This is a genomic window from Azospirillum sp. A1-3, assembly GCF_023806445.1.
Lineage (GTDB): Bacteria > Pseudomonadota > Alphaproteobacteria > Azospirillales > Azospirillaceae > Azospirillum.
Map to the genome: position 1 here is coordinate 458621 of NZ_JAMSLU010000003.1, position 13880 is coordinate 472500.

General features: G+C 67.9%; 14 protein-coding genes (1 of these 14 cut by a window edge). 5 read left to right on the forward strand and 9 right to left on the reverse strand.

From position 1 onward, the window contains the following. Positions 1 to 38: 38 nt before the first annotated feature. Entirely contained in the window at positions 39 to 1016 is a 978-nt protein-coding gene (locus tag M5E06_RS19850; RefSeq protein ID WP_252139672.1) for a L,D-transpeptidase, read from the reverse strand. 268 nt (positions 1017 to 1284) lie between these two features. On the opposite strand from M5E06_RS19850, the gene M5E06_RS19855 reads away from it, so the two are divergent. Further along, positions 1285 to 3081, forward strand: a complete 1797-nt coding sequence (locus tag M5E06_RS19855) for a tetratricopeptide repeat protein (protein ID WP_252139673.1) — start codon at positions 1285 to 1287, stop codon at positions 3079 to 3081. A 148-nt stretch (positions 3082 to 3229) separates the two neighbouring features. On the opposite strand, the gene M5E06_RS19860 is transcribed toward M5E06_RS19855, so the two are convergent. From M5E06_RS19860 to M5E06_RS19885, 6 genes are all read right to left on the reverse strand, one after another. Next, positions 3230 to 3688, reverse strand: a complete 459-nt coding sequence (locus tag M5E06_RS19860) for a cache domain-containing protein (RefSeq protein WP_252139674.1) — start codon at positions 3686 to 3688, stop codon at positions 3230 to 3232. A gap of 56 nt (positions 3689 to 3744) precedes the next feature. Continuing rightward, positions 3745 to 4173, reverse strand: a complete 429-nt coding sequence (gene pedF / locus M5E06_RS19865; protein ID WP_252139675.1) for a cytochrome c-550 PedF — start codon at positions 4171 to 4173, stop codon at positions 3745 to 3747. Positions 4174 to 4377: 204 nt separating this feature from the next. Beyond that, positions 4378 to 6144 carry a methanol/ethanol family PQQ-dependent dehydrogenase gene (locus tag M5E06_RS19870; protein ID WP_136703868.1) on the reverse strand — a complete coding sequence of 589 codons (1767 nt, stop codon included), beginning with the start codon at positions 6142 to 6144 and terminating at the stop codon, positions 4378 to 4380. 239 nt (positions 6145 to 6383) lie between these two features. Next, positions 6384 to 7349: a quinoprotein relay system zinc metallohydrolase 1 gene (locus tag M5E06_RS19875; protein ID WP_252139676.1), complete on the reverse strand. Its 966-nt coding sequence runs from the start codon at positions 7347 to 7349 to the stop codon at positions 6384 to 6386. Then, entirely contained in the window at positions 7346 to 8212 is an 867-nt protein-coding gene (locus M5E06_RS19880) for a quinoprotein dehydrogenase-associated SoxYZ-like carrier (RefSeq protein ID WP_252139677.1), read from the reverse strand. The genes M5E06_RS19875 and M5E06_RS19880 overlap by 4 nt, the downstream gene beginning before the upstream one ends. A gap of 38 nt (positions 8213 to 8250) precedes the next feature. Then, positions 8251 to 9129 carry a transporter substrate-binding domain-containing protein gene (locus tag M5E06_RS19885; RefSeq protein WP_252139678.1) on the reverse strand — a complete coding sequence of 293 codons (879 nt, stop codon included), beginning with the start codon at positions 9127 to 9129 and terminating at the stop codon, positions 8251 to 8253. 196 nt (positions 9130 to 9325) lie between these two features. On the opposite strand from M5E06_RS19885, the gene M5E06_RS19890 reads away from it, so the two are divergent. From M5E06_RS19890 to M5E06_RS19905, 4 genes are read left to right on the forward strand one after another with little or no spacing between them, the layout of a single operon-like run. After that, positions 9326 to 10549, forward strand: a complete 1224-nt coding sequence (locus M5E06_RS19890) for a lanthanide ABC transporter ABC transporter substrate-binding protein PedA1 (RefSeq protein ID WP_252139679.1) — start codon at positions 9326 to 9328, stop codon at positions 10547 to 10549. Next, complete coding sequence (locus M5E06_RS19895) at positions 10546 to 11523, forward strand: YVTN family beta-propeller repeat protein (RefSeq protein WP_252139680.1); 978 nt, start codon at positions 10546 to 10548, stop codon at positions 11521 to 11523. The genes M5E06_RS19890 and M5E06_RS19895 overlap by 4 nt, the downstream gene beginning before the upstream one ends. A gap of 35 nt (positions 11524 to 11558) precedes the next feature. Beyond that, positions 11559 to 12323, forward strand: coding sequence for a lanthanide ABC transporter ATP-binding protein PedB/LutE (locus M5E06_RS19900; RefSeq protein ID WP_252139681.1), 765 nt, complete (start codon positions 11559 to 11561; stop codon positions 12321 to 12323). Beyond that, entirely contained in the window at positions 12320 to 13138 is an 819-nt protein-coding gene (locus M5E06_RS19905) for a lanthanide ABC transporter permease protein PedC (protein ID WP_252139682.1), read from the forward strand. Before M5E06_RS19900 ends, M5E06_RS19905 begins: the two co-directional genes overlap by 4 nt. A gap of 4 nt (positions 13139 to 13142) precedes the next feature. Here M5E06_RS19905 and M5E06_RS19910 read toward each other — a convergent pair whose 3' ends face one another. Further along, positions 13143 to 13835, reverse strand: coding sequence for a 2OG-Fe(II) oxygenase (locus tag M5E06_RS19910; protein WP_252139936.1), 693 nt, complete (start codon positions 13833 to 13835; stop codon positions 13143 to 13145). Positions 13836 to 13837: 2 nt separating this feature from the next. Further along, positions 13838 to 13880, reverse strand: partial view of a bifunctional DNA-binding transcriptional regulator/O6-methylguanine-DNA methyltransferase Ada gene (ada, locus tag M5E06_RS19915; protein WP_252139683.1) — the final stretch only. It continues 1046 nt past the right edge of the window; 43 of the gene's 1089 nt are visible here — the last part of the coding sequence; its start codon lies beyond the right edge, outside the window — the gene reads right to left on this strand; its stop codon occupies positions 13838 to 13840.

Consider the following 13880-nt stretch of genomic DNA (forward strand, 5'->3'; position numbering starts at 1 on the left):
CCAGAATGACCGCGGACGGTGCTATTCGGCCTTTCCGGCTATGGCTCTCCGGCCAGCCGCATCCCGCGCCGCAGGCCGGCGATCCGTTCCGTCACGTCGCTCAACCGGCGCCCGAGAGCCGTGGTCAGGCAGGATTGCGCCGCCGCGGCCACCGCCGGGTCGCCCTCGGTCCCGCTGCGGACCCAGCACAGCGCGGCAATCCGCTCGTGGAAGCGGCGCTCCTCCTGGATCAGGTCGTAGGACGCCGTGGCACGGGCCGCGGGATCGGCGATGCCGGCCAGGAACCGCTCCTGCGCTCCACGGACGCGGCCGTCGAGCAGCGCGAGTGCGGGGACGTCGCAGATCATCCGCCGCAACGGCGCCGTCACCGTGGCACAGCGCGGATCGGCAACCGGCGCGGGTGGATGCTCCGCCACCGGCGCAGCGGGCATGGAGGAAGCGGGCATGCTGGAAGCGGCCACGGCGGCCACCGGCTGCGGGCGCACGGCGGCCGGCGGGACCGCCCTGACCGCGGCCGGGAGCGTCCTCGCCGGCAAGGACGTAGGCGGGGGCGCCGCCCGTTCCGGCACGCTCCCGCCCAGCGAGTCCCGCACCACCCGCACCGGCGTGCCGACCTCGGTCGCTGCGAAGACCGTTTCGATGTCCGCGGGCAGCATGCGGAAACAGCCGCCGCTGGCCCGTCTGCCCACCGAGTCCGGCTCGTTGGTGCCGTGGATGGCGATGGCCGGCCAGCCGAGGTCGAGCGCGAACTTGCCCAGCGGGTTGTTCGGCCCCGGCGGCACCGCCCGCGGCAGAGAGGGTTTGTCCCGCCGCTGATGCGCGGTCGGCCGCCATGTCGGATTGCGGCGCTTGCGCTGGATGGTGCTGTCGCCGACGGGGATCGGAACGCCGGGACGGCCGATGGCGACCGGAAAGCTGCGGACTTCGCCATCGGAACCGGTCAGGTACAGCCGGCGGTCGGCAAGGCTGATCGCGATCGACGGCCCGCCGGAGGCCTCCCCGACCGTCCCCTCCATCGGCGGGGACGCGGCGGCCCCCGTGGCGCCCGCGATGGTGCCCGATATGGCGCCCGCAATGGCGAGCAGGCCCCAGAAAAGACACCGTGCCAGGATGCCCGTAATGGCTGTTGTCGGTCGGGAGATGACGCCGCGGCTGCAGCCTCCCCGAATGGTCGTAGGTCTACGCATGCGGAAAGTTGATCGCGTGTCCCCTAAAACAGAGTAAACAGCATGGGACGACGGTCTCCGGGGGATGGGGGCCGCCCCGACAGCAAGGACGTGCATCATGGACCAGATCGAGCAGACGTTGGCCGTCGCGACGGAACACCACCGGGCCGGCCGCACCGCGGAGGCCGAGCGGCTGTACCGCGACGTGCTGGACGCTTCGCCCGGCCATCCGGACGCCCTCCATCTGCTTGGGGTCATCGCCCTGCAATCCGGCCGGGCGGAGGAGGCGGTCGACCGAATCGCCCAGGCGGTGGCCGGCGACGACAGCTCTCCCCTGTTCCACGCCAATCTGGGCCACGCCCTGCACGCCTCCGGCCGACAGCGCGAGGCGGCGCTCAGCTTCGCCCGCGCTCTGAGCCTGCTGACCAACGAAGGCGAGGGCTGGGGCAATGTCGGCGCGCTTGCGAATCTGATCCGCCGCTATGACGACGATATCCGCGCCTCCGCCGCGGCGGAGGTCGATGCCCGCTATACCATGGGCGACGTGATGCGGCGCCAGTCCCTGCTGTTCCTGCTGAGCGGTGACATCGCCTATTACCGCAATCTGGTGAACACGGCGCTGGAAGATCCCCTGCGCTTCTCCGTGCCCTCCATGCATTACGCCTATTGGGGAATCGCCCTGCGGCTGTTCCAGGGCGATGCCCGCAAGGGCGACGTCGGCGCCTTCACCAATGGCGAGTTCCGCCGTTTCTACCGGCTGCTGGTGGAGGAGACCGCGCGCCGCTACGACCTGGACGCCCGCCTACGCCGCACGTCTCCGCGCGCGGCGGTCAAGCGGGTGGCGCTGATCACCAACCAGATGCTGGGCGAAGGCCACCAGCCCACGGCCGATGCCTTCGATTACGCCCGCCGGCTGCAGGACGACCATGGCTGCGAGGTGCTGATCGTCAACCCCAACGCCATGGCGGTGGAGGGGGAGAACGGCTTCGTCCCCGAATACAGCTACAACGTCACCGAGGATTATGACGGCGAGCAGACCATCTCCGCCCAGGGCGCGAACGTCCGCATGCTGTCCTTCCCGCAGCCGCGCTTCGACGAGGAGAAGCTGACCGCCATCGTCGAGGCGGTGGAGCGGTTCGACCCCGACGTGATCGTCGCCTTCGGCGGGTCCAACACCGTGGCCGACCTGTTCGCCGGCAGCCGCCCGGTGGTTTTCCTGCCGACCTCCAGCGGCCTGTCGCCCTCGCTCGCCACCATTCTGCTGGGCTATGCGCCGGAGGACGATGCCGCCGGCTGGCCGGAGGAAGCGCGGGCACGCTTCCGTCCCTTCTCCTTCGGCTGGACGCTGCCCGCCGCCGGTCCCGCACGCAGCCGGGCAGAGTTCGGCCTGCCCGCAGACGGGCCGCTTTACGTCGTGGTCGGCAACCGCCTGGACCAGGAGGTCGGGCCGGAGTTCCTGGAGACGCTCGACCGCCTTCTTGACCGCGTGCCGGATGGGCAGGTCGCCTTCGCCGGCGCGGTGTCGGAGTTGCCCGGCCGGATCGCCGCCGCCCGCAACGCGGCGCGGATGCATGTGCTGGGCAATGTGGAGGGCATTCGCGGGCTGTACGGCGTGGCGACCGCCTATCTCAACCCGCCGCGCCAGGGAGGCGGCGGTAGCGCCGCATTCGCATTGGCGGACGGCCTGCCGGTGGTGACCTATGCCCGGGGCGACGTCGCCGGCGTGGTCGGGTCGGCCATGACGGTTGCCGACGAGACGGCCTTCCTGGAGCGCGCCGTGGCGCTCGGGCAGGATCCGGCCGTAAGGTCGCAGGCGGCGGAGGCTGCACGGACGCGCTTTGCCGAAACGGCCGACCGTGCCCGGTCGGTGGAGAAGCTGCTGGACTACGCGCGCGAGGCGCAGGGGCTATTCTGAGCCGACGCCCTGCCGGTTCCCCAAAACAGTTCCGCCCGGCTCTCCCACGAAGGACCACTTCGTGGGAGAGCCGGGCGATGAAGTTTAAAAAGAACAGGTTTCAGGGCATCGACCGGGGACGGCGCGTCATACGCTCACTGACGGGCGCTCACTGGTCATAGGTCCCCGCCCCGACGATGTAATGGCCGTCGCGGGTGATGTAGGAATGCTTGTGCTCGACCTTGTTGGTCTGGCGGTTCAGCCAGACATAGTCGATGACGGCGTTCGGCTTTTCCTTGGTTTCCGAGATCATCGCCTGGACGATGGGCTTGCCTTCGGCGTCCTTCAGGTTGGCGGCGTCGGTACCGGCCAGCTTCGGGTTGGCGCCGGAGGCGACGTAGCGGCCATCGGTGTCGAAGACGAAGACATACAGCTCACCGCGGCGGAAGCTGCCTTTGGGGTCCTGGAAGGCCTTGGTCGCCTCATCCGGCCCTTTGGCCTTCAGATAGGCGACGGCGTCGGCGACCAGCGACTTCGCCTGTTCCGGCGTGGCGTGATCGGCCGCGAAGGCGGGAGCGGCCAGCAGGGCGGCCGCGACGGCGACCAGGGATGCGGTTCTGCGAATCATGGATGACCACCTTGGATGTGAAGCGTGGAAGGGAAGAGCCAATGATCCGGCAGGGGTCATTCCTCGTGCACGGTTTCCAGCCAGGAACGGATCGACCACAGAGCCTCCTGGCCCAGCGCCTCGCCGAACTTCGGCATATAGGTCACGCCGTTGCGGATCGAGCCGTTGGTGACGCGCTCCTTGAACCACTCGTCACCGGCATCGCCCTTTTCCAGATAGCGCAGGTCGGGAGCGATGCCGCCGGACACAGCACCCAGGCCGTGGCAGCGTGCACAGTTCTGGTTGAAGGCCGACGAGCCGATCTCGATGGCGCGCTCGTTGCCGCGGTAGGGATTGCTGTCCCGCCAGGTCTCGCCCAGCTTCTCCAGCCCGGTGGTGTCGACCGGCTGGGGAACGACATCGCCATGGGCATAGACCAGACCGGGGAGAGCGACGGCGCCGATCAGACCAATGGCGGCGGCAAGTCGAATAATCCGTGCATTCATGAGAAAGACGTTCCCTCTGTTTCTAGCCGTCCTGCGGCTTTTGCTTCGCATGAGCAGACGTTATCAGCAGCGGGACCCGCGAATAATTGGACTATGGTAGGACATCGCGGAAAATATAACAAAGCGACCAAATAAGAGCAGACACGGGAATGGGCGGACCGGATCGCTCCGGCCCGCCCCCATCCCGCTTGGCCGCTGTTGCGGTCAGGCCTTCGGCAGCTTGAAGACCCAGAGCGAACCGCCCTGGTTGATGTCCTTCACCAGCTTGGCGACGTCGCCGCCCCACAGCGGCACCGCACCGCCCCAGCCGGAGACCACGGCGACATACTGCTCGCCGTCCATCTTCCAGGTAACCGGGCTGCCGACCACGCCGGAGCCGGTCTGGAACTTCCAGACTTCCTTGCCGGACTTGGCGTCGAAGGCCTTCAGATAGCCTTCCGGCGTGCCGGTGAAGACGAGATTGCCGGCGGTGGTCAGGACGCCGCCCCACAGCGGAGCCGGGTTCTTGTATTCCCAGACGATCTTGCCGGTCTTCGGATCGACGGCGCGCAGCGCGCCGATGTAATCGTCATACAGCGGCTTGATGGTGAAGCCGGCGCCGAGATAGGCGGCACCCTTCTTGTAGGTGATCGGCTCGTTCCAGATGTCCATGCCCCACTCGTTGGCCGGGACATAGAACAGCTCGGTCTGCGGGTTGTAGGCCATCGGCATCCAGTTCTTGGCACCCAGGAAGGCGGGAGCCGCGAAGACCGATTTGCCCTTGGCATCGTGCGCATCGCCGGTGGCCGGCGCGCCGGGCCGGTTGTCGTCGTTGTAGATCGGACGGCCGGTCTCGATGTCGATGCCCTTGGCCCAGGTGATCTTGGTGACGAAGGGCGAGGCGTTGATCAGCTTACCGTTGGTGCGGTCGATGACATAGAAGAAGCCGTTGCGGTCGGCCTTGCCGCCGGCCTTGATGACCTTGCCGTCCTTCTTCAGGTCGAAGGACACGAACTCGTTCACGCCGTCAAAGTCCCAGCCGTCATGCGGCGTGGTCTGGTAGTGCCACTTGATCTCGCCATTGTCCGGATTGATGGCCAGCGTGGACGAGGTGTAGAGGTTGTCGCCGGGACGCAGGTGCGAGTTCCAGGGCGCCGGGTTGCCGGTGCCGAAGAACAGCGTCTTGGTCTCCGGGTCATAGGTGCCGCCCAGCCAGGTGGCACCGCCGCCGGTCTTGTACATGTCGCCGGGCCAGCTGGCGTTGGTCTTGCCGGTGACGGTCGACTCCTTGCCGTTCAGCGTGCCCATGTTGCCTTCGATGGTCGGGCGCTGCCAGACCAGCTCGCCCGTTTCGGCATCGCGGGCCTCGACCATGCCGATGACGCCGAACTCGCCGCCGGAATTGCCGGTGATGATCTTGCCGTCGATGATCAGCGGGGCGGCGGTGTTGGAATAGCCTTCCTTGTATTCCTGCAGCTTCTTGTTCCACACGACCTTGCCGGTCTCGCGGTTCAGCGCGACGAGGCGGGCGTCCAACGTGGCGAAGTAGATCTTGTCCTTGTAGATCGCCGCGCCGCGGTTCACGACATCGCAGCAGGGCATGATGCCGTCGGGCAGGCGGTGGTTGTATTCCCACTTCTTGTGGCCGGTGCGGGCATCGACCGCATAGAGGCGGGAGTAGGAACCGGTGACGTAAATGGTGCCGTCATAGATGATGGGCTGGGCTTCCTGGCCGCGCTGCTTCTCGCCGCCGAAGGAGAAGGACCAGACCGGGACCAGCTTCTTCACGGTGTCGGCGTTCAGGTCGGTCAGCGGGCTGAAGCGCTGGGCCTGGGGCCCCATGCCATAGGTCAGGACCGCTTCGGTGTTGGTGGCGCTCTTCAGCAGATCGTCGCTGGACGGGCCGGCAGGGGCGTCGGCGGCCAGGACGCCGGTGGCGCTGAACGCGGTCAGCGAGGCTGCCAGGGCGAGACTTGTAACCAGGCGCTTCATATGCGGTTGCCTCCCAAAACTGATGATGACGGCACCGCCCGGGGCATGACCCGTCCGTTGCCGCCGGACGGGCGGGTCCGGCGGTGAGAAGCGGGATCGGGGCGGCTTTTTAAGCTTTTGGCGGCCGAAGGGACCGCGTCGCTTTACGATATCGGCAGTGTAGACGGATGATCGGTTGGGTAAATTGTCGGATAGTAGCAGGCGTAAACGTCAGCCCGCCGCGCTTCACCCCCCGCGCTTCAATTGACCCGCGGCAGAGCAGCCTGTTCGATCTTAGGCCAGAGATGGGCGACGGAGCGGCGATACTCTTCGCGCAGCACGTCCAGCACTTCGAATCGCTCAGGTATCGGCAGTTCCAACGCTTCCGCCATGTCGAGGCCGGAGTCCACCGCATGGCGCAGCGTGCCGTCCAGCCAGGTCAGCCAGTCGCGCGTCTGGGCGACGCAGGCCTTGTCGGACCGGATGTGCCCATGGTTGGGCACCAGCAGCCGGATGTCCAGCGCGTCGACGGCGTCCAGTTCTTTCAGCCAGTCGGCGACGGTGGCGTGCGGAGTCGTTGGGGTGCGGTCGCAGAAGACCACGCCGCCGGTGAACAGCACACCCGTCGTCTCGTCCAAAATCATCAGGTCGGCGGCGGTGTGGCCGCTCAACGGGATCAGCCGCAGCCGGTGGTCGCCGAACTTGACGGTCGAGCCATAGACCGGCTCCGTCGGCACCGTCACCTCGGTGCCGCGCATCCAGTCGCCGACCAGTCGGTACATGTTGTCGGCGATGCCGCTCCCCTCCTCCTGGATGCCGGCGATGGTGCCGGGCAGGGCCGCGATGGGCACGTCGGCGAAGGCCTGGGACCCCAACCAATAGTCCGGGTGCAGGTTGCTGATGAACACCTTGCGGATCGGCTTTTCGGTGACCTTGCGGATGGCCGCGCGCATCTCCTCGCCATAGCGGCGGGACGGGCCGGTCTGGATGACGATCACCCCGTCGGCCGTGACGATGAAGCCGGCATTCAGGATGTTGCCGCCGTTGGCGCGGGTGAAATGCTTGGTCGAGCCTTCGAAGACATAGGTGTCGGGGGCGATGCGCGTCGGCTTCAGATCATAGGTCAGCGGCCCGGCTGCCCGCGCCGATCCTGTCGCCGCGCCAACCATCATGGCGGTGGCAAAGGCGGTGGTCAGCGCCAGCCGGCGCAGAAGCGGCATGCTCATTGCCCGACACTCCAGGGCTGATCGGCAGGCTTCAGCGACATCGCCGGTCTCATCGCGGGTCGGGCGTCGGGCGGCGGCATCGGAATCGTCGCGCGGATTTCGCCGCCCTGATTGTCCCGGCCGCGCAGCACCAGCGCCGTGGCGTCCGGTGGCGGACGGACGTCCAACGAGTAGACCGGATTCTCCGACACCGGCTCCAGACTGTCGATGCGCGCCAGTTCCGGCGAACCGCCGGGGGTCTGCGCCTCAACCTGCAGGGTCTCGATGAAATAGGCGGGGATGCCGTCGACCAGACCGGTGTCGTTGGGATGGCGGATGCGCAGCCGCAGCCGCGCCACGCCGTCGGTGTCCGCCGGCCACAGCCGGGCCTGCACCTCGCCGACATGGTCGGCCCAATCCTTCTGGGCATAGGACGCCGGCGGCGCGCTGCAGCCGCCACCCGCCGCGTCCACCATCACGCCGGAGACATGCCACACCCCGTCGGCGGTCCGTGCCGCACCGCGCACGGCGGTGGCCTGCTGGATCTTGATGCGGGTGGCGATGTAGGGCGCGGCGGTGCCGGGATGGTAGCGCAGCACCAGCGGGAAGGGGTTGAGGTCGGCGATCGCCACCATCTCCACCACTTTGCCCAGCGCCGTGGCGTCGACCGAGACCGGCACCGCGCGCGTGTCCTCAGCCGCCGCGGGGGCGTTGACCCGGACCGCATCGTCGAACACCACCGGCGCGCCGGCGAAATACTGGTCGCGCAGCGCCTCCCACATCACCGAGTTCAGCGGATCGGAGGGAGAGCTTGCCGCGAACGCGGTGCCCGCGACGACGATCATCGCGCCGGCCAGACCTGCTTGGTAAAGGGCGTGTCCCATCCATCTCCTCCCGACCGGCCGAGTTCCTTCCGTCCCGCTCACTCCACCAGCGGCGGCGGCGTGTGGGTGACGCCGTAGGCGGCGAAGATCCGGCCCATGGTCCCGTCTTCAGTCAGCGCCGTCACCGCGTCACCGATGCTGTAGGCGAGGTCGCGGGCGTTCTCCTTGGTCGCCATGCCGATGTTCCAGTTGGAGGTCATCATGCCCGGCAGGCTCACCGTGGTGACCGGGAACTGCTCGGCCCGCGCGCCCAGCGCCGCCTGCACCTGGCTCAGCGGCGCCAGCACCGCCGCGGCCTCGCCGGAGGTCAGCTTCTCGATGGCGGCCTCGGGCGTCGGGCAATGGATGACGCGGCTGCGCAGCCGGCCGCCCTGCAGGCCCAGAAGGAAGAAGTCGGGAACGCTGTCGATCTCCACCGCGATCGGTTCGTCCGGCAGGGTCGCCAGCACGGCGGAGCGCACCCGCTGCGGATCGCGGGCGAGTGCGAACACCTCGTGATGATAGGGGCCGAACAACACGGCTTCCGGGTTCATCAGCCCGAATTGCTTGTCATAGGGGATGTGCATCATGATGTCGGCCAGCTCGCCGCCGAACAGGCTGCCGCGCCAGACCGCCACCCGCAGATCGTCCGACACCGTCTCGCCGGGAATCTGCTCGTAGATGTCGGCCTTGACGCCCAGCTTCTCGGCGATCGCCTTGGCCAGATCGACGTCGATGCCCACCAGCTTGCCGTCGCGCTGGAAGGAGAAGGGCGGAAAGTCGCGGTAGACCGCCACGCGCAGTCGGCCGCGCTCCATCACCTCGTCGAGCGGCCGGGCGGCGGCACTGCGCGGAACGCCGAGTGCAGACGCGATTCCGACAGACGCGCAGCTTGCGGCCAGTCCGGACAGGAATCGGCGGCGGGTTACATACGCCATGGCAAGTCCCGGCAGTGGTGGTTTCATCATGGAACGGGCAGCCAGGATAGCCATCGCTCCGTCACACCAATAATTGGACTTTCGTACAAGACGGGGTCCCGCCCCTGCCGTCGCCTGTCCATCCTTCCATAGTCGCATTCCGCCGTCCGGATTCGCCAGATAGGCTGCACACCAAACAGTTGGCGTTCCGACGGATATGATGACCAAGCCCCGCCTTCCCGGCCTTTTGCGCAGTTCATCGCTGGCCGCCCTCGCCGCAGTCCTGCTCGCCGGGACGCCCGGTGCCGGTGCCGCAGCCCAGACTGTCGGCGAGATCCGCATCGGCCTGCTGTCGCAGACGCCGGAACCGCCGCCCTCGGTCTCCAACCCCGACGAGCCGGCAGCCGACGACGGGCTGGCCGGCGCGAATCTCGCCATCGCCGACAACAACACGACCGGCAAGTTCCTCAAGCAGACCTTCCTGCTCGACAGCGTGGAGGTGCCGCCGGACGGCGATGCCGCCGCGGCCCTGCGCGAGCTGGCCGGCCGCGGTGACCGCTTCGTCATCGTCGACGCCCCCGGCGCCACGGTGGAAGCCCTGTCGAAGCTGCCGGAGGCCCGCAACCTGCTTCTGCTGAACGCCAACGCGCCTGACGATGCCCTGCGCGGCAGCGCCTGCGCCCCCAACCTGATCCATGTGGCCCCCAGCCGGGCGATGCTGGCCGACGCGCTTGGCCAATATCTGGTGAAGAAGCGCTGGCCGCGCTGGTTCCTGGTCACCGGCCGCCGGCCGGAGGACAAGCTGTACGCCGACGCGATCCGCCGCACCGCCAAGCGCTTCGGCGCCCAGATCGTGGCGGAAAAGGAATGGACGGCCGAAAGCGACGTCAACCGCACGGCAGAATCCGAAATTCCGGTCTTCACCCAGGCCAAGGCCTACGACGTGCTGATCGTCGCCGACGAGGTCGGGGAATTCGGCGACTACCTGTCCTACCGCACCGCCGATCCCCGCCCGGTCGCCGGCACCCAGGGGCTGGTCCCCACCGTCTGGCACCGCACCCACGAGCAATGGGGCGCGGCACAGCTGCAATCCCGCTTCAAGGCCGCGGCCAAGCGCCCGATGACCGCGCGCGACCACAATGACTGGACCGCCGTCCGCGTGGTGGGCGAGGCCGCCGCCCGCACCCGCTCCGCCGACCCCGGCCGCCTGATCGCCTTCATCCAATCGCCCGACTTCACCATGTCGGCATTCCGCGGCGCACCGCTCAGCCTGCGGCCCTGGGACGGGCAGCTGCGCCAGCCGGTGCTGCTCGCCGCCGACCGGTCGGTGGTGTCGGTGTCGCCGCAGGAGGGATTCCTGCACCCGCACACCGAACTGGACAGCCTGGGCTACGACCAACCGGAAACGCTCTGCAAGACGCGAGGAAAGACCACGCCATGACCGCCGCCCGCTTCACCGGCATATCCTTAGCCGCCCTGGTCGCCGCCACCGTGGCGTCGACCGTCTCCGCCCAGACCATCTATGTGTCGAACGAGAAGGACAACAGCCTGTCCGTGATCGACGGCAAGACCATGGCCGTCACCGACACGATCAAGGTCGGCAAGCGCCCGCGCGGCATCACCCTGTCGAAGGACGGCACCCAGCTGTTCATCTGTGCCAGCGACGACCATGCGGTGCAGGTCCTCGACCTCGCCAGCAAGAAGATCGTCCACAACCTGCCCTCCGGCGAGGATCCGGAGCAGTTCGCCCTCAGCCCCGACGGCAAGAACCTGATCATCGCCAACGAGGACAGCAACATCGTCACCGTGGTCGACGTGCCGACGCGCAAGGTCGCCTTCCAGGTCGATGTCGGGGTGGAGCCGGAGGGGATGGACGTCAGCCCCGATGGACGCTGGGGTGTCAACACCTCCGAGACGACCAGCATGGTGCACTGGATCGACATGGAAAAGCGGCAGGTGGTCGACAACACGCTGGTCGGCCCCCGTCCGCGCTATGCCCAATTCACCAAGGACGGTTCGCAGCTGTGGGTCTCGTCGGAGATCGGCGGCACCGTCAGCGTCATCGACACCGCCAGCCGCAAGGTCACGAAGGTCGTCGATTTCCACATCAAGGGCATCGCCAAGGATCGCATCCAACCGGTGGGCGTCAAGCTGACCGACGACGGCCGCTATGCCTTCGTCGCGCTCGGGCCCGCCAACCACGTTGCGGTGGTGGACGCCAAGACCTTCGAGGTGAAGGATTACCTGCTGGTCGGCCGCCGCGTCTGGCAGCTGGCGCTGACGCCGGACCAGAAGATGCTCTACACCACCAACGGGGTCAGCGGCGATGTGTCGGTGATCGACGTCGACAGCCTGAAGGTGACGAAGACGGTCAAGGTCGGCCGTTATCCCTGGGGCGTGGCGGTCAAGGGTTGAGACGAACAGGGGCTGAGGCAGAGAGGAACGGCGGAATGACGGTGCCGGCACTGGAGGTCGATGGACTGCGCCACAGCTATGGCGGAAACCGCCTCGCGCTGGAGGATGTCGGCTTCCGCGTGATGCCCGGCGCCTTCACCTGCCTGCTCGGCCCCAACGGCGCAGGCAAGAGCACGCTGTTCGCGCTCGCGACCGGTCTGCTGCGGCCGACCGCCGGACGGGTGCGCATCCACGGCCACGACATCGCGCAGGCACCGGGCGACGCGCTGGCCCATCTGGGCGTGGTGTTCCAGCAGCCGACCCTCGATCTCGACCTGACGGTGGTGCAGAATCTCCGCTATTTCGCGGCCCTGCACGGCATCGGCCGGCGCGAGGCCGACCGGCGGATCGAAACGGAACTCACCCGTCTCTCCCTGTTCGAACGGCGGACGGAGAAGGTTCGCGCGCTGAACGGCGGCCACCGCCGGCGGGTGGAGATCGCCCGCGCCCTGCTGCACCGTCCGACCCTGCTGCTGCTGGACGAGCCGACCGTCGGGCTGGATATCCCCGCCCGCCGCACCCTGATCCGTCACGTCCACGCCCTGTGCGCGGAGGACGGCATCGCCGTGCTGTGGGCCACCCATCTGATCGACGAGATCGACCCAGCCACCGACCATGTGGTGGTCCTGCACCGCGGCCGGGTGCGCGCCAACGGGCCGGTCGCCGCGGTGAATGAAGAGACCGGCTGCGCCACCGTGGCGGAGAGCTTCGACCGGCTGACCGCCGTCCGGCCCACCGCCGAAGTGGAGGCCGCAGCATGACCGGTCGGCGGTTCGGAGGATGGTGGATCGCCTTCCAGGGCATCGTCGCACGCGAGGTGCTGCGCTTCGTGCATCAGCGCGAGCGCTTCCTCGGCGCGCTGGTCCGGCCGCTGGTGTGGCTGTTCGTCTTCGCGGCGGGATTCCGCGCCGCGCTCGGCATCGCCATCATCCCGCCCTACGAGACCTATATCCCCTACGAGGTCTACATCGTGCCGGGGCTGATCGGCATGATCCAGCTGTTCAACGGCATGCAGGGCTCGCTGTCGATGGTCTATGACCGCGAGATGGGCAGCATGCGCATCCTGCTGACCAGCCCGCTGCCCCGCGCCTTCCTTCTACTGGCCCGCCTGCTGGGCGGGGTGGTGGTGTCGATTCTCCAGGTGGCGGCCTTCCTGCTGATCGTCAGGCTCTATGGCATCGACCTGCCGGTCTGGGCGCCGCTGACCGTGCTGCCGGCCCTGTTGCTGAATGGGTTGATGTTGGGGGCGCTCGGCATGGTCCTGGCCTCCACCATCCGCCAGTTGGAGAATTTCGCCGGGGTGATGAACTTCGTCGTGTTTCCCCTCTTCTTCCTGTCCTCCGCCCTCTATCCGCTCTACCGCATGGAGGAGGCCGGCCCGCTGCTGTGGTGGCTGTGCAGCCTCAATCCCTTCACCCATGGGGTGGAACTGATCCGCTTCGCGCTCTACGGACGGATCGACGGGTTGGCGCTGGCGGTCGTCACCGGCGCCACCCTGCTGTTCGCGGCACTGGCGGTTCGCGGCTATTCCCCAGCGCGCGGCATGGGATCACGGGCACCGTCGGCAGCGGGATGATGCCTCACGCCGCGTCGTGGAAGATGATGCCCAACGTGTGGCGCGCGCCCGAACGCACCGGACTGACGCCATGGCGGTGGCGGACGCGGTAAGTGCCGCGCGTGCCCTGCACCGGGCGCTGGTCCACCGCGAAGATCACCGCCTCCCCCAGCCTCAGCGGCACGACGGTGGCTCGCGACTGCATGCGCGGCCGCTGCTCGGTCAGGACGAATTCGCCGCCGGTGAACTCCGATCCCGGCGCCGACAGCAGGATGGCGACCTGCAACGGGAACACCGTCTCGCCATACAGGTCCTGATGCAGGCAGTTATAGTCACCGGGACCGTATTTCAGCAGCAGCGGCGTCGGGTGCGTCTGCCCGGCCGCATGGCAGCGCTCCAGGAACTCGGCATGCTCTGCAGGATAGCGGGTGTCGAGCCCCATCGCCGCCGCCCAGCGGTTGGCGACCGGCGCCAAGCGGTGGTAGAGCGGCGCGCGCAAGGCGGTGACCGGCTCGGGCAGCGGATGGGTGAAGTATTTGTATTCCCCCTTGCCGAAGCCGTGCCGCTCCATCACCACCCGGCTGCGGAACGGGGTGTCCTGCTCATAGAGCCCCGCCAACGCCTTGCAGCTCTCGCCATCCAGCAGCGGCCCCGTGACCGCATGGCCGACCGAATCCAGTTCCGCTTCGATGCGCGTCCAGTCCAGCGTCTCCAGCATCCTCACTGCGCCGCCTCCTTGCGCTCGCGATCCAGCAGGTCACGC